The following is a 21,652-nucleotide window of genomic DNA, read 5'->3' as shown; positions in this document are numbered from 1 at the left end:
TCTTATTCTTCCTTTTGTATCTTGTGTCTTTTGTATTCTTCAATCAGATGCTTCCTGCTTTTCAGTATCTGCCAGCGATATACCGCACAGGTGGTGATGAAATAGATGCCTGTTTGCAGCCACAGGGCATGATACTCGAAAGCGACCTCGTTGAGCGTGGCTCCCATGCTGTTGATGCGTACATATCCGTTGATTCCGAAGGTGGAAGGGAAGATGTACGAGAAATATCTCCAAAAAGCCGGCATGGCGCTTCCCGGCCACGAAATGCCGGAGAGAAACAGCAATGGCACGGAGGTGAAAACGAACAATAGCATGCATGTCTCGCGATTGCGGATGGCAATGGACGCTGTCATGGCAAAGAAAATGCAGGCTGACAGATAGGGTAGAGCGAACAACGTCAGTACGCCGGGTATGGCAATCTGGTTGAGGCTGAAAAGATGAGGAACCACACACAAGATGTATACGGCTACCAACGAATAAACCATGAAGTAGCTCAGCCCTTTTCCCATAACGATGCGCAGGGTGCCGTTGTAGTGACGGTTGATGGGTATCAAATCCTTGAAACGATTCTTCTCTCGGGCGGTTCCTACAGACAAACCGATGCCCAGCAATAAGGTTTGCTGTATGATCAGCATCAATACGGCCGGAATAAGGAAAGCGGCAAAACCGTTGGTGGGGTTGTAAAGAGCCACATCTTCGTATTCCAACGGGTAGGTGGTAATCTCGTCCTGACGGTTGGTGGTGTTGGTCGTGCGTTCTACTTTTATATCCGCATTCATTGCCAACGACACGTTGGTGTTGGCCATCAGCAAAGATTTGTAGTAGAGCAGTCCGCTCATGTCGCAGAAAAGGCTGACTTGCGTCTGCTTGCCGCGCACAATGTCGTCGCTGAAGGAGGAGGGGATGTAGATAATGCCATAGGCTTTCCGCTCTTTCAACATCTGTCTGGCTTCCTCCATATCCGCGCAATAAGCTGCAATGTCCACCTCGGGAGAGGCGTTCACTTTCCGCAGATATTCGCGGCTCAGCGAGGAACGTGAATTATCTACCACTACGGCAGGCACTTCCCGGATAGTTTCGTTGGTATAGATGAAGGCATATATTATCGGATAGACCAGCGGGACGAGCACGAAAAAGATGAGTACGCCCTGGTCGCGGAAGGTGGTGCGGAATTCTTGTTTCCATATATAGAACAAGTCACGGATGCCTTGTGTCACTTTTTGCTTGAATGTCAACTCTTTCATCAGGGTACGTATTTATAGTAAACCAATGCTTCCTTCAGTCTGCCGGAGATGAGGAATGGGAGTATCATGAAAATCAACAATGCCACATAGTTGACCCATGAATAAATCATAGGATAGCCGTTCAGTGCCTGATCTACATAAATCAGGAAGTAGTGGCGCAAGGGGAAAAGGTTGGTCAACGCTTGCAGGGTGGGATGCATAGCCATGGCGGGGAACGACAGTCCGCACATGGAGAAGGAGAGTACTCCCCACAGAGAGGCAAAGCTGAGTCCTAAACGGAGGGTGGGCAAGGTACCTATCATCAATATCCCCATACTTTGCGATGCCAGTACCAGACAGAGGGTGGCCAGCAACATGGGCAGAATGCCGCTGTTACAAGGAAAGTGCAGGAAACCATACAGATAGACATTGTATAGCACACCCATCAGAAAGAACACGGCTGTATGCGGAAGCAATTTACCCGCAAGGGATATCCAGATGGAGTCATTGCCCATAGACAGCCATTCGCGAGCTGTGCGGTCTTTTATCTCAACTCCGATGGAATAAACGGTCACCATGAAAATCAGCAGCATCAATATACCCGGCGCAAAGGTGTTGCACAGGTATACGGAGTAGTTCAGCCACGGGTTGTTGAGCGGATGCGTATCGATGACGATAGGTTGCAGGAAACCCATGGCTTGGTCTTCGGTGGCTCCTTTGGCATAAAGTGTGGTGCGGGCTGCGGAGCCTGCCGCCAGTTCGCTCATCATCTTCATGTCCTTGAAAAGCAGCGAGCCTGCTATGAGCATGGTATTGTTGGTGTAGAAAGACAGTTTAGGCTGTCGTTGTGCCTGCGCTTTGGACGAAGTGCCTTCGGGGATATAGTAGAAACCGTAAATCTCTCCCCGTTGCATGGCGGTACGGGCTTCTCTGACGTCGGGGTAATGAGCCACGACAGCGGTTTGCTCAAAGGCGTCGAGGTTGCGTGTCAGCCGGCGGGAAGTGGCGCTCTGGTCTTGATCTACCACTCCCACAGGCATGTCTGTGGGCAATCCGGAGTCCATCAGCGTGGTGAAGAACAAGTAGCAAAACAGTGGTGCTATCACCATGCAGAACAGATATAGCGGACGGGAGACGAGGCGGCGGCACTCGCGCTTCATCACGTCAAGTAAGAAAGAATATTTGGATTTACTGTTTACCATCGTGCTGTTACAATTTGACCATAGGGGTTACATTGAAGAAAAACTCATTTCTTCCATATTACAGACATGCCCGGGCGTAACCCTTCTACCTTTTCCATCGGAGAAGCTTTCACCTCGAATGTTTTCAGGTCGAACTGACCGGTGGTCTTCGTCGCTTTCCAAGCGGCATAGGTGCCGAGGTCTTTCATGTAATACACTTTCAGCAGGATGTTTTTGTCGAGGGCGGGAATAAAGGCTTCGAATTCAGTATCCATGCTTAGCCCCACCAACAAGTCTTCGCGTACATTGAAGGTTACCCACATGGTGTTCATCACGGCAATGTTCATGATGGGGGCACCTGTGCCTACGAGTTCGCCTACTTTGGGGAAGATTTCCGATACCTCACCGGCTGTCTGAGCAATCAAGTACGTCTCTTTGATGTACGATTCCACTTCGGCCACGGCTCCTTTGGCGCGCTCCACCAACGCTGCGGCAGCAGCTTTGTCTTCGCGTTCCGCACCGTTCCTGGCCATGTTGTACTGTGCATTGGCGGCCTTTTCTGTGGCTTTGGCGGCATCAAGCTGAGCGGTGACCTCATCCAATTTCTGAGCCGTCATCACGCCTTGCTCCTGTAAGTTCTTCACCCGTTTATACGATCTTTCGGCAATGGCAAGTCCGGCACGTGCTTTCTGCCACATTTCGTAGGCGGCTTGTATCTGTTCCTGCCGGGCACCTTTCAGGGCTTTTTCGTTTTGAGCCTGTGCAGCGGCCTCGGCGGCACGTGCTTGCTCCAATTTGGCTTGTACGTCCGGAGCTTCCAGAATGGCCAGCGTATCGCCGGCATTTACGCTTTGTCCTTCTTTGACGCGAAATTCCAGAATACGTCCCGGAACCTTGCTTGAGACACGATACTCCGTTACTTCTGCTTGTCCTTGTACGATTTCCGGCCCTTTGCGTAGCATAAAGAAACCCACAATGGCTACTAAGGCTATGATTCCTATCAATGTGAGGAAAGCCAGCAGCATGTTACTGTTTTGTGATTTTGTATCCATCTTGTTATTTTAGCATTTAAAATCTTTCCAATGCTCCGGAAAAGACTATCCGAAGTTCTGTTATTTCTCTGTTTGATTTATGGCGCATCCTATCATTCTGTTTCAGGGGTGCGCTACGGCAAGTTGTCCCATAGCCTTCTTCAGGTAGACTTCGGTAAGCTTCACGTCTATTTGTGCGTCTATCTTGTCCGATTGAGCCGACAGCCAGGCAGTATGAGCCTCAAGAACGTTGCTTGCGGCGATTACACCTTCTTCAAAACCGAGGTTGGCATACCGGAGGTTTTCGTTGGCCTTTTCAAGGTTCTTCTCGGCCATAGCCAGCTTTTTGGCGGCTTCATTTACCTTGAAGGCGGATTGGTTGACTTGCAGTTCTATTTTTTCTTTGGCTTCGTCCAGCTGATATTGGGCTATCCGTGCTTCGGATTTGGCCGCTTTCACTTTATATAACCCCTCTCCCCAATGCCAGATAGGAACGGAAACCATGACCCCTACATTCCACATGCCTTTGAATTTCTTCTCAAATCCGTTGAAGAGAGAGGGGTTGGACACCATGTATCCTCCCATCAAAGCCATGGATGGCAGGTGTTCGGCACGGGTCACGTTTACTTTCTGCCGGTAGATTCGGGTGGCAAGTTCCAGACTGCGCACTTCGGGACGGTTGGCATATACGTTTTCAATATCTATAACCTTGGCGGACACGGGATTGGGAGACAAGTCTTCTCTCTGTTCATCTTCCAATGTTACGGAGGTGCTGAGGTCAAGGCCGCACAGCTGGCATAGCAACATCTTAGAAAGGCTCAGTCCGTCAGTCACTTTAGTCAGTGTCATTTCCGCTTCGTTCACCTTGACTTTTACCGAAAGGCCGTCCGCTTTGGTGGCAACCCCCTGGGCAATCATTTTATCGACATCGCTATCCAGCTTCTGCAATAATTCCAAGTATCCTTCGGCCAGTTTCTTTTTGTGAGCGAGTGACACTACCTGCCAGTAAATCTGATCGGTGCTTAGGATGATTTCTTGCAGGCCGGTGTTGTGTTGCTGTTGTGCCAGCTCTTCGGCATATCGGGTGATTTTATTATAAGCACGTATCTTTCCTCCCATATAGAGTGGTTGAGTGAGTGTGAGTGCCCCTGCATACATGTTGCGGGTATCTGTGCGGAAAGCTTCTACGATTGAACTTCCCGCATTGTTGAGTGCACCCTCCATGCCTTGCCCGAGTTGTCCTAACAAACCTCCCAATTGCGGATTGACTTGTGCTATGCCTTGTATGGCTTTCCCCAATGGAGTGCTCAGAGTAGTGCCTATGCCGGACAATGCTCCTTTTTGCGCATCACTGAGTATGGACAGTTCTTTCTGGTTGCGTATGTAGCTGCCGGTTGCCGAAATGTTGGGAAGGTAGTTGGTGAATGCCGCCTTTTTTTGATAGTGGGCCGCCTTTATTTTTTCACGGCTTATCTGTAATTCTTTGTTGTTGGAAATGGCTAAAGCACGGCAACTATCCAGGCTGAGTGTCCTCTGTGAGAATGCCGGGATGGTCAGGCCTATTAACCAGATGAAACATAATGACTTTTTCATTGGGATTACATATTACAATGATGATGAAATGCTACTTTGCTAAGTAGCAATAATTGCATAAACAACGATGCAAAAATATAGGCTTTTAGTGATACTGCAAAATAAATTAACCTGTTTTATCATTTGTCTTTTTCGTAATGATATAGAGTCTGCTAATTTATTTTGACCAGACACCCTTGTGGTGGTGAATGGTCGGGATGGTCTTCTCATCGCTAAGATTCTTTACCTTGCACCATTATAGTCGAAAGAAGACAGTCTTCGTACCGGTCGTTTCTCTTCTATCGCTACAATCTGCTCACGTCGCAGCAACAGCGTTCGCCCCCAACGATCCGGCAAAGCATCCGAAAAACATCCAAATATATCTTTCTCCGGTTGCGTATATTGCTGTCCCGAATAATTATTCAGGTCATCGCTCAGAAACAAATCTCCGTGTTTTTTCAACCATCCATCATTGAAAGTAAAACAATAGCTGTCCGAGCCACGAAGAGCTTCATAGCCTAACTCACCAACGAGTTCTGTTTCTTTGAGCCAATCAAAATCGGCATATACATATAGCGTCTTCATCGTTTACTCTTTTTTCGAGGCACGTTCCCTTGTCTTCAAACTCAAATCCTGCAAAGCTTTTCCTAATTTATCTTCTTTGGCCAGCCACAGAATATCATCGTCAAGCTGCAGAGCATACAGCACTCGCAAGTATATTCCGATTGCTACTGTCGGTGCGCCTTTCTCTATTCGAAACACGGTCAACGGGGAACAGGTGGCACGTTCCGCCACCTGAGCCACACTCAGATTCCTCCGCAATCGAGCCAGTTTAATCTGCTCTCCCACAACCGACATCTTCTGCTCCAATTTTCGGGGCAACTTTGTTCCCATTGTATTCTTTGCCATACTTTATCTGTTTAAGGTGCAAAGCGACCGCACAAATGACTTTGCTATATCCAACCTATCATATAATATGCAAATATAACACTTTTTATTTACTTAATGATATATTGCATATACAATATCTAACATTTTCCAGTCAACAACGGAAGAAATCCAGTCTTTAGACGCATATTCCTTTTCAAACTCTGCCAAGTCTTCCTTTATACGCTCGCGAAAATTCTCTTCGCTATCATCGCCACTCATCATCCAATCTACGCGAGTTGCATATATCTCTGCTATACGAATTTGCCGATATGCCTCCTTCATTACATTTATCGTCTCATCTGACAGTTCCAATACATCAGCAACATCTGGATAGCGGTCATAATAGCAATGATGAATTGAGTATAATACCGGAATCCGTTCACCGTCAGAATTATTAAATCAAGCCAAGGTCATTTAGAAACTCTGGTCAAATGCCATCGATAATATACCTTGTATTTCCTCAAAAACTTCCACAGCCTCCTTTTCATTTAACCCAACTTTTACCGTCACAGCAAATAAATCTTCTTTTGTAGGTTCAATGCGATCATTGATAGAAGTCGTACGGAAGCCGTTTATTCCATCACTTGGCAACAGGTCGAATGCCGGAGCGAAATGCCAATCGCCATCATGATAGATGAAAGCAAAATTCTTGGCGTGGTCATCTTCCACATTTCCGCCACGCTATGCGTCAAAGCTAAACGACCGACCGGACGATTATCATAAATGACTTCTATCTGTTTTATACTATTCATTTTCCCCTTTTTCCCTCCGTTTGAAGACAAACTTAGGTTAAAAACATTAAATCTTCGGTTTTCGGCAAAAAACAAGTAAAATTTCGAGATGTCTATCTTTTAATTCATAAACTATTGACAATCAATTAGCATAATATGCTGCATCGGAATGTAGTTGCTGCATATCAGGCCCGTATCTCCTCTGTGTCTGCTCCGTATCTATAGGAGCGGAGCTTATACGGAGTTGATACGGAGATGATACGGAGCTTATACGGAGCTTATACGGAGCTTATACGGAGCTTATACGGAGCTGATGCGGAGGAGATGCGGAGCAAGTATGGAATTATTCCAATACGAATGATTGTGAACCGATGAGGGTGCCCTCTGCGAAGATATCTGCCCGATAGGTGCCGGCATAAAGAAACTCTTCCACATCCCAGTAAACGCTGACGGCTTGTTCTTCCCCATTATATTCTATATACTTTTTGATGGAGTATGCCAGATTGCGATTTTCGTATGTAAAGGTATTGGACAGGTTCTTGGTCAGCACATCGTTGTCAGGCTTGGTGATGCGGATGTATAGAGTGCGTTCGCCTGTTTCGGCTGTAATGTTCTTCACGATGCTGAAGCCGATTTTAAGCTTCACGACATCTTTGACTTTTTTGGCAATTTTCCCTCGTTTATTGGTGGCTTGCACAGAGATGTTGGTGGCATCCAGTTGGGCGGCGAGGGTCACGGTTTTGGTCAGATTCCTCTTTTCTTCGGCTAAGTTGCTGATTTGTCGGGAAGCTGCATTGTATTTCTGAGTGACGTCGGCTATGATTTCTTTCTGTTGGGCCGTGAGGCGATTCAAAGAATCAATTTGGTTGATGTAGCCAATCATGACTTTGCGCAGGGAAGCCAATTCTTTTTTAAGACGTCGTATTTCGGTGGCGTTGCTGCTTTTAACGGTGCGCAACTCTTCCAGAAGACGTTGGGTCTTCAGTTGTTCCTGCTCCAAAAGAACAGACAAGGAGTCGTTGGAAACACTCAACTTCAGTTCGTCGTATTGCTTGGCGAAGTCGGTATACTGGTTCTCCAAGTCTTCTTTCTCCAGTTGAAATTCCTGTGTCAGTTCGTAGTTGGTTTTCTTTTCGGAAATCAGCAAGACGGTGACTCCGATTAGCAACAGCACCAATATGGTTCCTACAATAATCAGGGATTTGTTCTTTGTCATCGATGGTTTTGTTTATTTTTTGTTTCTGATATGTGTCATTTGCAATGGTGCAATATGACCGCCTGATTTTGCGACAAAGATAGCTAAAAATCTAATTAATAAATTGAAAATTTTGTTTTCTCCTGTCTTTTTGTTTCATTTGCAAGCAATCTTTCTCTATAATTCTTGTGAAATGAAACGATTCTATTTATTCCTTTTGGGCATCTGCATGGTTTGTCTTTCTGCCTTGTCGCAAAACTATATGTTCAAGTGTCTGGAGGTGAAAGACGGACTGCCCAACAATCGGATTAATTCCATTTGCAAAGACTCGCACGGCTTTCTGTGGTTCGGCACGGCTTCCGGACTGGCACGCTATGACGGTTATCACTTCCGGACGTTCCGCCATGACGACGGTCGGACAACTTCTATCCCCGATAATTTTGTGGAGAACATTGTGGAAGACGGAGAAGGGCGCCTTTGGATGCGGGTGGGCGAAGCGAATTATACTTTTTTTGATCCTGCGACCGAGATTTTTGAGAACGATATGCGTGCCTATATGCGGAATATCGGCATAGAGGGGGTGCCGCAGGAAGTAATTGCGGACAGGGAGAAAAATCTTTGGTTTTATGTGCCCGGAATGGGGTGCTACCGACATCGTACCGGTGAGAAAAACGCAAGAAGCCTTCTTTTTGCCACTAAAGGATTGCCGCAAGGCGATATCACCGATATCATAGACAGCAAGGAAGGCATACTGCTGGCTTATAGCAATGGCCGCATTGCTTGTGTGGACAAGGAGCGCATGGCATTGAAGTGGATGCTGGCCGACATCATGAAAATGGTGGGAGAGGATTGTGTAGAGGTGTTTTCCTTGTTTGCCGATGCGGATGAGGATCTTTGGATATACGGTGTTCCGGGCGTGTGGGTTTATAATCTGAAAGACAAGGAGTGGAAGAAAAACTGCAACAACGAGATAAACAGCCTTTCGCACAATATGGTGCGGAGTATTGCTCAAGACCGCAAAGGGTGCATCTGGATGGGAAAAGACCAAGAGGGAGTGGATATTCTGGACAAGAAAACCGGGAAAATCACGTCCTTGATGGGACGCCCGGACGATGAGCGCGGGTTGCCCAACAATACGATTATGGATTTGTATAGAGATGCCGACGGCCTCATGTGGGTGGGCACCTATAAGAAAGGGGTGGCCTGTTATGACGAGAGTATCTATAAGTTTGCTTTGAACCCGTTGGGAGACGTGAATGCCATAGAAGACGGCCGAGACGGCTCCTTGTGGCTTGGGATGAATGACGGGGGATTGGTGCATTGGAATCCGGGTACGGGAGAGAAAAGGACCTTTCTACGACAGGGAGGACACTCGCTTACGGCAAACGTGGTGGTCAGTCTGCTGAAGGCAAAAGACGGCAGGTTATGGATTGGAACATTCTGGGGAGGATTGGATTGCTATGACGGACACCGCTTTGTTCACTATCGCCACGAACCGGACAATCCGAACTCTTTGGCGAACAACAATGTATGGTCTTTGGCCGAAGACGGGCAGGGGAATATCTGGATAGGTATGCTGAACGGGGGCGTGCAGCGTCTGAATCCTCGGACAGGCGTTTTTACCGACTATAATGTGGCGACTTGCGGACTGGCTTCCGATTACATAGCTTCCATCTGTATGGGGCGTAACAACCGCCTGATTGTGGGGACGGCTTCTTCGGGCATTTCCATCATCGATTTGGAGGCCGGGAAAGCCACTAATTATGTGGGGACGAAGTCGGGTGATGCGCGTTTCTCCAATCAGAGTATCAATCAGGTGTACGAGGACAGCCGGGGGCTGCTCTGGATTGCCACGCGCGACGGGTTGAATCTTTACGACCCTGCCTCTGACCGCCTGCATGTAATCTCTCTTCCACAGGAGATTTCCGGTCGTTTTATTTCCGGCATTGTGGAAGACAAAAACCGCAACATGTGGGTCACTGCTGCCGATGGTGTGGTCAATCTTGTAATGTCGAAGGACGAACGTTCGCAAGCATATTCTTTCCATTTCTATGTTTATAACGACAAGGATGGTTTGCAGGGCAGCGAGTTCAACCAACGCTCCATCAAGCGTCTGGTTTCGGGCGAGATTGCAATGGGCGGCCTCTATGGCATCAATGTCTTTCATCCTGATGCCATAACTTACAACCGCACGCTGCCGAAAGTGATATTCACGGGCTTCAGGCTTTTCAATGAAGAGGTGGAAGTGGGACGTGAATATGGCGGTCGCATTGTGCTGGATAAGTCTCTGAACGATGCGGACGAGTTGAAGCTCGATTATCGGCAGAATGTTTTTTCGGTGATGTTTGCGTCGGACAATTATGTGCTGCCCGAGAAGACCCGTTATGTTTATAAATTGGAAGGCTTTGATAATGACTGGATGACCTGTTCTTCCGATATGCGCAGAGCCACTTATACCAATCTGGCTCCCGGCACGTATGTTCTCAAAGTGAAAGCTGTGAACAGCGACGGATTTGCTGGAACGGAAGAGGCCGCACTGAAGATTGTGATTCTTCCGCCTTTCTGGCAGACAATGTGGGCGTACCTATTCTATGCGCTGTTGTTGGTGGGCGTTGTCTTTCTTGCTGTTCATGCCGTGCAGCGTAAAGAACGTAATAGGTTTAAAATCAGACAGATGGAGCAGGATGCCCGGAAGATGGAAGAGGTGAACCAGATGAAGTTCCGTTTCTTCACGAACGTCAGTCACGAATTGCGCACACCGCTTACGCTGATAATATCTCCGTTGGAAAGCATGATGAGAGAGGTGTCGGACGAAAAGCAATTGGGACGCCTGACGTTGATGCACCGCAACGCACTTCGCCTGTTGAATCTCGTAAACCAGCTACTCGATTTCCGGAAGAGTGAAGTGGCGGGCTTGCACCTTACTCCGGCCGAGGGAGATATGGTGGCTTTCGTGAAGAATATTTGCGCCTCTTTTCTGATGCTCTCCGAGAAGAAGAATGTGAACCTCACGTTCTATTCGGCTGTGGAGTCTTTGGATATGCTGTTCGATGAAGACAAAATGGGCAAGGCGGTGATGAATCTGTTGTCCAATGCTTTTAAATTCACACCCGACGGAGGGCGGGTGGATGTCTCGGTAGAGGTGTTGAAGGGCACGCCCGACCAACTGCTGCTGAAAGTCTCCGATACGGGAACCGGGATAAAGGACGAAGACAAGGAGCGCATCTTCGAGCGATTCTATCAGGTAGATCAGGCCAATCCGGATCATCAGTCCACGGGGAGCGGCATAGGGCTGAGTTTGGTACGCGATTTTGTGACGCTGCATGAGGGTACGGTGAAGGTGCTCGATAATGTGGGCTCCGGCAGTGTGTTCCTTGTGACCGTTCCCATCAAACATGTGGGGTGGGATGCTTCTTCTTTGCAACCCGACGGAGAGGCGGGACGGGAGGAAATGGCGGCAGAGGCGGCAATATCCGGGACGGCCGAAGAAGATGATTCATTGCCCGACGATATGGGCGGTGCCGCCGATGAAGGCTGTAAGCAACAGCCATTGGTACTGATAGTAGATGACAGCGATGATTTGTTGGCTTTCATGAAAGATAGCCTGAGTCTCTATTTCCGCATACAGACCGCTTCGAACGGCAGGAAAGCGTGGCAGATGATACCGGAGTTGATGCCGGACATCATTGTAAGTGATGTGATGATGCCCGAAATGGACGGCAACGAACTGTGTCGTTGGGTGAAGACGGACAAGCGCACCGAGAATATTCCGGTGATATTACTCACTGCCAAGCAGGCGGTGGAAGACAAGGTTGAAAGTCTGAATATCGGTGCAGATGATTATGTGACGAAGCCTTTCAATGTAGAAGTGCTGATACTGCGCATGCGCAAGCTGATAGACTTGTACGGCAGGCGCAGGCAACGTTTGCTGATTGATCCCGAGCCGAGCCGGATAGTCATAACCTCGCTGGATGAACAGTTGGTGGCAAATGCCATCAAGTATGTGGAAGCGAACATCGACCGCAGCGATTTGTCTGTCGAGGAGTTGAGTCGCGAGCTGGGCATGAGCCGGGTGCATCTCTATAAGAAACTGTCGCAGATAACGGGCAAAACGCCGATTGAGTTTATTCGTGTCATCCGCCTGAAGAGGGCGGCGCAATTACTTCGCGAGAGTCAGCGGAGTGTGGCGGAGATTGCCTACTGCGTGGGTTTCAACAATCCTAAATATTTCAGTAAGTACTTCAAGGATGAGTTCGGCGTTTTACCCTCCGTTTATCAGGAAAGAGAAGGGAAATAACAACAGATACCCGTTTCTGAAACATTTTATCATTAAAGGTTTCAAAAGGCACCCTTTGTCTCAACATCCGGTAGGTCTGTTCCGGAAGAGACTTCTTATTTTTGCACCGAAAGAAGAATCATTTTTTAAGAACTGCTAATTATGAAATTGAAAAACACTTCAGTTTATCTGCTTACCGGATGGATGTTTGCCGCATGTGCCGGTAGCGGATTTCAAAAGACCGAGAACGGTGTGATTGTGGAAGTCGTGCAGCAGCGGCCGACGGATGTGCGTAAGGTAAGATTGGAGGTAATGGGCGAAAAGCTCATTCATGTGTCGGCCACTCCGGAAAGGGAATTCTCGAAAGAACCGAGTCTCATTGTGGTCTCCCAACAACGAAAGACTGATTTTAAGGTGGAAGAGCAGGGTGACGAAGTGATTGTAAAGACTGCGGAACTGCATGCCATCGTATCCAAAACAACCGGCGAGGTACGCTTTACGAATGCAGCCGGCGACCCGATTCTGGCGGAAGACAGCAACGGAAGAACCTTTACTCCCGTCGAGGTGGAAGGAACAAAAGGATACAGTGTGCGGCAAGTCTTCCAATCGGCCGGTGAGGATGAGGCTTTTTATGGCTTGGGGCAACATCAGGCGGATGAGTTCAATTATAAGGGAAAGAACGAGGAACTGTTTCAATACAATACGAAGGTATCCGTGCCGTTCATCGTTTCCAACAAAAAATACGGCGTACTATGGGACAGCTATTCTCTCTGCCGTTTCGGCAACCCGTGCGACTACTCACAGTTGGGCGACGTATTCAAACTGTATGATAAGAATGGTAAGGCAGGTGCGCTGACCGGCACATACATTCCGGGCGATAAGAATGCGGAAATACTGGTACGCCGCGAAGATTCTCTCTATTTCGAACATTTGGATCGTGATGCCCATTTGAGTAAAGTGGTGAATCTGCCCGACGGATTCCCGTTTATGGGGGCGCATGTGACGTATGAAGGCGAAATAGAACCGTTGGAAACAGGCTTGTTCCGTTTTATCCTTTATTATGCCGGCTATACTAAGGTATATATTGATAATCAGCTGGTTGTTCCCGAACGCTGGCGTACGGCTTGGAACCCTAACAACTATAAGTTTGCAGTGAATCTGCAAGCCGGCAAGCGTGTTCCTCTGAAAATAGAGTGGGAGCCGGACGGATATGTTTCATATTGCGGTTTGAGGGCGTTGAAACCGGTGGAGGATGAAGAGCAGAACAAACTCTCCTGGTGGAGCGAAATGCAGAACGAGATAAATTATTATTTCGTTTACGGTGACACGATGGATGAGGTTATAAGCGGTTATCGCACCTTGACCGGCAAGAGTCAGATTATGCCGAAGTGGGCGATGGGGTATTGGCAAAGCCGTGAGAAATACAATACGAGAGATGAAGTGCTCTCGGTGTTGAAAGAATTTCGTGAACGCCGGATTCCCATTGACAACATCGTCATCGACTGGCTGCATTGGAAGCAGGATGCGTGGGGAAGCCATGAATTCGACCCCGAGCGTTTTCCCGATCCGAAGGGAATGGTCGATTCCATCCATGACATGCACGCTCGCGTGATGGTTTCCGTCTGGCCCAAGTTTTATGTGACCACCGAACATTATAAGGAGTTCGACGAGAAAGGATGGATGTATCGGCAGGCCGTCAAAGACAGCATCAGAGATTGGGTAGGGCCGGGCTATCTGGGCTCTTTCTATGATGCCTACAGTGCCGACGCGCGCAAGCTCTTCTGGAAACAGATACAAGACCATTATTATCCGCTTGGCATCGATGCATGGTGGATGGATGCCAGCGAACCGAATGTGCGCGACTGCACGGATATCCAATACCGCAAAGACCTTTCCGGTCCTACGGCTCTCGGCCCTTCTGCCAAGTTCTTCAATACGTATGCGTTGATGAATGCCGAAGCCATTTATGACGGTCAGCGCAGTGTCGAACCGAACAAACGTGTTTTCCTGCTGACCCGTTCGGGGTTTGCGGGGCTGCAACGCTATTCCACCGCTACCTGGAGTGGAGACATCGCTACCCGTTGGGAAGATATGAAGGCTCAGATTTCTGCCGGGCTGAACTTTGCCGTCAGCGGTATTCCGTATTGGACGATGGACATCGGCGGGTTCTGCGTGGAGAGCCGCTACGTAGCCGGTCAGAAGGTGCTCGACGAAACGGGACGCGAAAATGCCGACTATAAAGAATGGAGAGAGTTGAACACCCGTTGGTACCAGTTCGGCGCTTTCTGTCCGCTGTTTCGCGCACACGGGCAATACCCGTTCCGCGAGGTGTGGAACATTGCTCCTGAAGGGCATCCGTGCTATAATTCCATTGTCTATTATACCAAATTGCGCTATAACATGATGCCGTATATCTATTCGTTGGCGGGCATGACCCATTTCAATGACTACACCATCATGCGCCCTTTGGTGATGGACTTTACGGAGGATGCCAATGTGAATGACATCGGTGACCAGTTTATGTTCGGCCCGGCCCTTATGGCAGCTCCGGTATACGAATACGGCGCACGCAGTCGTGAGGTGTATTTCCCCGCGGGTTGTGGCTGGTATGATTTCTACTCCGGCAGCTATGTGGAAGGCGGACGCAAGCTGACCGTGGATGCTCCTTATGAACGCATTCCGCTTTATGTACGCGCAGGTGCCATTGTTCCCTACGGGCCGGATATGCAATATAGCAACGAAAAACCGGATTCGGAAATCACACTCTACGTTTATGCGGGACAAGACGGGGCATTTACCCTTTACGAAGATGAAGGTGTGAATTATAACTATGAGAAAGGAAAATATACTATCATCCCATTTATTTACAACGATGCGGAGGGAACTTTGACCATCGGCGATCGCAAGGGCGAGTACTCCGGCATGCTGAAGGAACGTATCTTCAATGTGGTGAAAGTGGAAAAGAATAAAGCTCAGGCTTTTGACTTGAAGGTGAAAGGCACGGTGGTGAGATACGACGGAAAGGCACAGCGTGTGAAATTTTAATCACGCCTGTTTGTGATGGGAATATCCGGTTACGATGCATAGGTGCCAAAACAGGCAATATGTGTTATTTCTTATTGCAGGTTTAAGATTTTTTACTATGTTTGCATATGGTTTTCTTAAATAAATACAACTTATGCAGACATCGTTTACCGGAGATCCCTCCACTACAATGCAGTATTTTCCCGGACTTTCCATTAAGATACATTGTTGCAGGTATTGGTGGCTGAAGAATTGGGAATACAGTACGCTGTCTTTTCCTTTTTGGCGGATTTACCATAACATCAGAGCGGGCGGTGTCATCGAATATCGGGGCAGGACGTATCACATGGAACCGGATAAAGTTTATCTCATTGCTCCCAATACGGATTACAGCTCGCACATCGAAGGAAACCACATCCCCCGTCAAGGAAACTGCCTGTGTGGAGGAAGTATTGCTTCCTTGACGGAGGATGAGCGGGAAGAGTTGCAAGCGGCCGGGGCCATCGGGCATTTGTTTGTCCATTTCTCGCTGGGATTTCCATACGACAATGCGCTGACGGGTGTCTTTCCCATCGAACTCACGGAAAGTCTGAAAGCGAAAGTCGACTATATGCAACACTACCTCCTGACCAGTGGGCAAATAACCACGTTCAGTTTAGGGGCGTTTCTGAAACTTCAGGCACTTATCTGTGAGATTCTTTTGAGTGTCGAGGAGGGGCAATGGAAACCGAATGCCGGCGATGTGCGCATTGCACAGACCATCAGTTATATTGAAGGGCATTACGAAGAGAATTTGTCCAACGAACTATTGGCGGATAGAGCTTGTATGGCCACCAACTCCTTTTCGCGTCTGTTCAAGAATGAGACGGGAGTCACTTTGCAGAATTTTGTCAAGAAAAAAAGGATTGATTATGCCTGTATGCTCATTATCCATACCGATATGAGCATTAAGGAAATAGCGGCCAAGACGGGTTTCTCCAACCGTTTCCATTTTACCCGCGTGTTTTGTGAGGTCATGAAAGTGACTCCGGGCAAGTATCGGGATATGTTCTTATTTCCTACTGCATAGAAATGCCGCCCGAGAAAGCGGTCTCTCTGTGATTTGTCATTCGTTTTACGGATATATTGGGAAGAAAAAGTCACTTATGAGATTACGGATGTTTGTTATAGATACAACATGAGACGTATTGGATATTTGTAAGCTCTGAATATTATCGTATGTTTGCATCCGTATTTTTTAATGTTAAACTAATCTAATTTTGCTATGATTAAAGAGAGATTATCTAAAGTGCTCTCCATTCCCTTGTTTTGGCTAATGGGGGGGGTAATTCTTTGTCCTTCAATCAGTTACGCTGACGCTAATGAGGCGTTGGTTGTTCAACAAACACGTACGGTGAAAGGAAACGTCAGTGACGAGATGGGGCCCATTGCCGGTGCCACTGTCCTTGTAAAAGGTACTCAGAATGGCGTTATCACCAATGCAGACGGACAATTTACGCTTTCCGGAATTAAGGTGGGCGATGTCATTGAAGTGTCATACATCGGTTATGCTACTCTCAGTGTGAAATACAATGGTGAACAAAACCTGAATCTCCAGCTGAAAGAAGACAGCCAACAGCTGGGCGAAGTGGTGGTGACGGCTTTGGGCATCAAGCGCGAAAAGAAAGCGCTGGGATATTCCATGCAGGAAGTAAAAGGCGGTGATATCCTGCAAGCACGCGAAACCAACGTGGCCAACGCCCTTTCCGGAAAGGTGTCCGGTTTGCAGATTATCCGTTCGGGTAACGGCCCCGGCAGTTCTTCTAAAATTCAGTTGCGTGGAAACAATTCGTTGACAGGTCTGAATCAACCGCTCATCGTGGTGGACGGTGTTCCGATGGAAAACTTCACCGGAGCAGCCAACAACGACTTCTGGAATCCTTCCGCCGATATGGGTAACGGTATTTCGGATATCAGTTCCGATGACATTGCTTCCATGTCTGTATTGAAGGGTGCCTCGGCGGCAGCTCTTTATGGTTCGCGTGCGGGCAACGGCGTAATCCTTATCACTACCAAGTCGGGACGTAAAACTGAAGGACTGGGTATCACGATTTCGGGAACGATATCGGCCGAAACCATCTTCATGTCGCCCAAGATGCAAGACTCATTCGGACAAGGTTCCAACGAAACGTTCGACAAAGACAGCGGTTCCAGCTGGGGCCCGAAAATCACGGGACAAGAGTATACCAACTGGAATAATCAGAAAGTACACATGCGCTCGTTCGACAACGTGGACAACTATTTCAAGACCGGTACCAATCTGACGGAAACTTTCTCGTTCACGCAGCAATACAATAAGACGGCCATCTATACGTCGCTCACCCGCATGGACGACAATAGCAAAATTCCCGGTTCCAAGCTGAAACGTACCAGCCTCACGGCACGTGCCACCTCTACATTTGGCAAAGACGACCGCTGGACATTCGATACCAAGATACAATACATCAATTCCGAGGCCAACAACCGTCCCATCAGCGGTAAGAACAACTCCAACCACTTCTTGGCCATGTATCTGTTGCCTCGTTCAATGGACATTCGCGACTTTTCTGCAGGGACTAATGCGGAAAACAAGATGTTGTGGTACGGCAGCAGTCAGCAAATCAATCCGTATTGGATGGAAAAGCATAAGTTGAACAGGGATACACGCGACCGTTTTTTACTGAACGGCTCATTGAAATATCGCTTCACTTCCTGGCTGGATGCCGAGTTGAGAGCCGGATCGGATATGTACTTTACCGAGTACGATAATAAAACTTATTCGGGAAGTTCGTTGAAAAACACCTATTCCATTAAACAAGAGCGCTTCTATGAAAACAACTATAGTTTTCTGGTCAGCGCCCATAAGGACAATCTGTTCGGAAAATGGGGCGGAGGCGCCACGTTCGGCGGCAACCTGATGGAACGTCGTCGTCGTGGTGTATCGACCAGTCCGGGCGTACTGAAAGTTCCCGATTTGTTCACTGTAAACAATGCGAGTGAGAAAGTCAGTGTAGGAGAAGACTTCAGCCGGAAGAAAATCAACTCGCTGTATGGTACCGCTCAAATCAACTACGACGGCTTCCTGTTCATCGACGGAACATTCCGCAACGACTGGTCATCTACTTTGTCGAAAGAGAACCGTTCGTTCTTCTATCCGTCTATCTCCACATCATGGGTCATCTCGGACATGCTTGAGAAGATAGATAAACCCTTGCCCGAATGGTTTACTTATGCAAAACTGAGAGGCTCGTATGCCGAGGTAGGTAATTCGCTTGAACCTTACCAACTTTACAACACATACTCCATCGGTCAGGCACCCGATAATACAACTACGGTTTCTCAAGACAAGACGCTCTATAACAGCAATGTGCGTTCCGAGCTGATTAAGTCGTGGGAGTTCGGAGCCGAAATCCGTTTCTTCAATAACCGTTTGGGATTCGATTTCTCTTGGTATAAATCGAATGCCACCCGTCAGCTTATCAATCTGCCGATGGATAACCTTTCCGGTTATGAAAAACGTAAGGTCAATGCCGGAAATATAGAGAACAAAGGTTTCGAGTTGATGGTGAACGCACGTCCGATAGAGACGCGTACAGGTTTCAGTTGGGATTTGATGGTGAACTTCTCTGCCAACAAAAACCGCATCATCGAACTTTATAAAACAGCCAACGAAGAGGTCAATCTCTATCCGTTGGGCGGTTACGACAACCTGCAGGTATATGCAAAAGCCGGCGGTAATTATGGAGAAATCTGGGGAACCGTACTGCAGCGTGTAACCGATAAGAAATCACCCTACTACGGCAAGCTGATTACTCAAAACGGTTTGCCTACGGCAACTACCGAAAAACAGAAAATCGGCGACCAACAGCCGGACGCTTTGTTGGGCATCAGTTCTACCTTTAATTACAAAGGGTGGTCGTTGAACTTCCTGATTGACTCACGTTTTGGCGGTGATATCTTCTCGGGAACTCAGCAGATGATGCAGGTGACAGGTACATCGAACAAGACCGTAGTCAACGGCGAACGTCCCAAAATGGTAGTAGACGGTGTATTCAAGAATGATAAGGGAGAGTATGAAAAGAATACTACCGAAATCACTACGCAGCAGTATTGGAGTGCCGTGGCCGGAGGAAATCTCGGCGTGGGAGAAATCAATATTTATAGTGCAACCAATGTTCGTTTGCGCAACTTGGGTCTCTCTTATGCCTTCAATAAGCAACAGTTGAAAAAGACACCTTTCACGCAACTGAAGTTGGGTGTTTCTTGCAACAACGTATGGATGCTGAAGAGCTATATGAACGGTATTGACCCCGAATCTATTTATGCTACGAGTACCAATGCTACCGGATTTGAATACGGTAGTTCACCTACTTCGCGCACTTATCTGTTTAACGTTACTCTTGGATTCTAAACTAAAAACATTTTGCGAATATGAAAAACTATAGATATCTATATGCGCTTCCTGCCGGACTGCTAACAATGGTTTCATGCTCCGACTTCGAGGAAGTAAATACCAACCCTACGGCAGCCAATCTCGAACAGGTTCGCGTGGAATATGCCATTAATGAGTCGATTACCAAAACACAGCAGGATCCGGAAGTGGCCGAACGTTGCTTCGTGCTGAACTGGCAGGTACCCGCACGGCAAGTAGATCCGAACACGAACGGAGGACTTGCGGTCGGTGAATATAACGACGATTGGATTAGTAACTATTATTCACATTATGCGGATTGGATGTCACCTATCGTACTGGCCATCAATTTGGCTGAAGAGAAGCTGAAAGGCGAGCTGAATGCACACGATGCCCAAGTGATTCCCAACCTGAAAGAGGTGGCACGCATCTGGCGGGTGTATCTGATGAGCGAGTTCACCGATAGTTTCGGCGCTATGCCTATCGAAGCTTTTGCAGGCAAGAATCCTCAGTTCAACTCTTGTAAGGATGTTTATTACTTTATGCTGGCCGAGTTGAAAGATGCTGCCAGCAAGCTAAAAACCGACGTAAAGGTAGAGGATGATGAGAAAAAATGCGACCGCGCCTATGAATTCAACTTTTCCAAATGGGTGAAGTATGCCAACTCCATGCGTATGCGTTTGGCCATGCGTCTTTCCGAAGTGGATGCTGCTAAGGCCAAAGCCGAATTTGAAGACGCGGCGAAAGCTGCATACATCACCGAAAGCGGTGATAACTTCACGGTAAAAGAAAGACCGGGATGGGATGCCTTGACGGGTGTGATGACTCGCGAATGGGACTATTTTCCTATTTCAGCCACGATGAATAATCTGCTCGTCGGTTTGGGCGGTATTACATCAGACCAACAACTTGCAGACAGAGCCGATTTGCTGGCTCGCATCAAATCTGCGGACTATATGGGAGTACATTATGCCAATCATTATGCACTGACCACGAACGATCCGGCCAAGGGATTTTGGTTTGACGGTTTGCATAAGGTCATTGACCCTCGTGCCTATGCACTGTTCTCTATCCCCGGCGATTTCGATAATGCCAACTATTGTAAGTATCCTTCATGGAACTCGAACCATAAAGTGGTGAAACGTAAACTAATGAAGGACAAAGACGATAAGGACGGTTTGGTGGAACTCGACGCCACGTTTACATGGAATACCGGCGCTTGCGGTGAATGGGGCGATAAAGGTTCGCTGAACAAGATGTACTACTGGCCGTGGGCTATTCCGCATTTGGTTTTGAAATATCGTAAAAGCGAAAACTCGCGCATTTTCTTCGCTTCTTGGGAATCTTACTTCCTGTTGGCGGAAGCTGCTCTCAAAGGATGGAACGTACCTATGACCGCGAAAGACGCTTACGAAAAAGGTATACGCGAGAGCTTCGCTTATCACAATGTGAGCGGTTTCGCAGATGCATATCTGGTTTCTGAAGACTACAACAACGTAGGAACTTCGGTGAAGTGGGAGCATACTGCCGAACCGGCAGCTACCAAAACCATGAAGATGGTGGACGGATATACCAAAACGGAATCTACCTATACCTACACTTATCCGGTGGCTTCGGAAACGCTGTACGGCAAGGCTTTGAATGACCATCTGACAAAGATTATCACGCAGAAATACATCGCCCAGATGCCTTGGCTGCCTTTGGAAGCATGGAACGACCAGCGCAGATTAGGTCTGCCTTTCTTTGAAACTCCCGCCGTGGAGCAGGCCATTCGTACGATGCCTACCCTCACCGCATCCAATTACATGAAGCAGACGACGAAGTTCTTTCCGCAACGCCTGAAGTTCCCGTCGAGCTTGGAAAACAGCAGCCCCGATGGCTATAAACAAGCTGTGCAGCTGCTTGGAGGAGCAGACGATGTGTTTACACCGTTGTGGTGGGCTAAAAAGTAAGAAGATAGCGTGAGGGTGTGCTTGCCCTCTAAAAGGCACATTTCTTGCTTATCTTATGAAAACCCGGGTTTACGGCATTTGCCCCCTATCAGAGTTGCTGTAGGGGCG

At 47.9% G+C, this 21,652-nt stretch carries 13 protein-coding genes and 1 pseudogene; 5 read left to right on the top strand and 9 right to left on the bottom strand.

Annotated features, from left to right (window positions below; translation table 11 throughout):
• Positions 1 to 2 precede the first annotated feature (2 nt).
• From C4H11_RS06260 to C4H11_RS06220, 9 genes and pseudogenes are all read right to left on the bottom strand, one after another.
• On the bottom strand, positions 3 to 1,244 hold the full coding sequence (locus tag C4H11_RS06260; RefSeq protein ID WP_106040901.1) for an ABC transporter permease: 1,242 nt from the start codon (positions 1,242 to 1,244) through the stop codon (positions 3 to 5).
• Positions 1,244 to 2,425 carry an ABC transporter permease gene (locus C4H11_RS06255; RefSeq protein WP_106040900.1) on the bottom strand — a complete coding sequence of 394 codons (1,182 nt, stop codon included), beginning with the start codon at positions 2,423 to 2,425 and terminating at the stop codon, positions 1,244 to 1,246. The genes C4H11_RS06260 and C4H11_RS06255 overlap by 1 nt, the downstream gene beginning before the upstream one ends.
• 44 nt (positions 2,426 to 2,469) lie before the next feature.
• Positions 2,470 to 3,456, bottom strand: coding sequence for an HlyD family secretion protein (locus tag C4H11_RS06250; protein ID WP_106040899.1), 987 nt, complete (start codon positions 3,454 to 3,456; stop codon positions 2,470 to 2,472).
• Between the two features lie 102 nt (positions 3,457 to 3,558).
• A complete protein-coding gene (locus C4H11_RS06245; RefSeq protein ID WP_106040898.1) occupies positions 3,559 to 5,028 on the bottom strand; it encodes a TolC family protein in 1,470 nt (489 codons plus the stop codon).
• Between the two features lie 237 nt (positions 5,029 to 5,265).
• Positions 5,266 to 5,592, bottom strand: a pseudogene (locus C4H11_RS06240) (HipA N-terminal domain-containing protein); the annotation flags it as partial.
• 3 nt (positions 5,593 to 5,595) lie between these two features.
• Complete coding sequence (locus C4H11_RS06235; protein WP_106040897.1) at positions 5,596 to 5,916, bottom strand: helix-turn-helix domain-containing protein; 321 nt, start codon at positions 5,914 to 5,916, stop codon at positions 5,596 to 5,598.
• A gap of 93 nt (positions 5,917 to 6,009) precedes the next feature.
• On the bottom strand, positions 6,010 to 6,219 hold the full coding sequence (locus tag C4H11_RS06230; RefSeq protein ID WP_234819893.1) for a hypothetical protein: 210 nt from the start codon (positions 6,217 to 6,219) through the stop codon (positions 6,010 to 6,012).
• A 132-nt stretch (positions 6,220 to 6,351) separates the two neighbouring features.
• Positions 6,352 to 6,606 carry a HipA domain-containing protein gene (locus C4H11_RS06225; RefSeq protein WP_317045995.1) on the bottom strand — a complete coding sequence of 85 codons (255 nt, stop codon included), beginning with the start codon at positions 6,604 to 6,606 and terminating at the stop codon, positions 6,352 to 6,354.
• A gap of 405 nt (positions 6,607 to 7,011) precedes the next feature.
• Complete coding sequence (locus tag C4H11_RS06220; protein WP_106040896.1) at positions 7,012 to 7,884, bottom strand: GumC domain-containing protein; 873 nt, start codon at positions 7,882 to 7,884, stop codon at positions 7,012 to 7,014.
• Between the two features lie 172 nt (positions 7,885 to 8,056).
• Between C4H11_RS06220 and C4H11_RS06215 the strand changes: the two genes are divergently transcribed.
• The 5 genes from C4H11_RS06215 to C4H11_RS06195 all read left to right on the top strand — a co-directional run bounded on the left by C4H11_RS06215 (position 8,057) and on the right by C4H11_RS06195 (position 21,544).
• Positions 8,057 to 12,160, top strand: a complete 4,104-nt coding sequence (locus C4H11_RS06215) for a hybrid sensor histidine kinase/response regulator transcription factor (RefSeq protein WP_106043170.1) — start codon at positions 8,057 to 8,059, stop codon at positions 12,158 to 12,160.
• A gap of 141 nt (positions 12,161 to 12,301) precedes the next feature.
• Positions 12,302 to 15,184, top strand: a complete 2,883-nt coding sequence (locus C4H11_RS06210) for a TIM-barrel domain-containing protein (protein WP_106040895.1) — start codon at positions 12,302 to 12,304, stop codon at positions 15,182 to 15,184.
• Positions 15,185 to 15,317: 133 nt separating this feature from the next.
• On the top strand, positions 15,318 to 16,232 hold the full coding sequence (locus C4H11_RS06205; protein WP_106040894.1) for an AraC family transcriptional regulator: 915 nt from the start codon (positions 15,318 to 15,320) through the stop codon (positions 16,230 to 16,232).
• Positions 16,233 to 16,427: 195 nt separating this feature from the next.
• On the top strand, positions 16,428 to 19,592 hold the full coding sequence (locus tag C4H11_RS06200; protein ID WP_106040893.1) for a SusC/RagA family TonB-linked outer membrane protein: 3,165 nt from the start codon (positions 16,428 to 16,430) through the stop codon (positions 19,590 to 19,592).
• A 20-nt stretch (positions 19,593 to 19,612) separates the two neighbouring features.
• Positions 19,613 to 21,544, top strand: coding sequence for a SusD/RagB family nutrient-binding outer membrane lipoprotein (locus tag C4H11_RS06195; RefSeq protein ID WP_106040892.1), 1,932 nt, complete (start codon positions 19,613 to 19,615; stop codon positions 21,542 to 21,544).
• Positions 21,545 to 21,652: the final 108 nt, after the last annotated feature.

This window comes from Bacteroides zoogleoformans, assembly GCF_002998435.1.
Classification (GTDB): domain Bacteria; phylum Bacteroidota; class Bacteroidia; order Bacteroidales; family Bacteroidaceae; genus Bacteroides; species Bacteroides zoogleoformans.
This window is presented reverse-complemented; position numbering and strand designations above follow the sequence as displayed.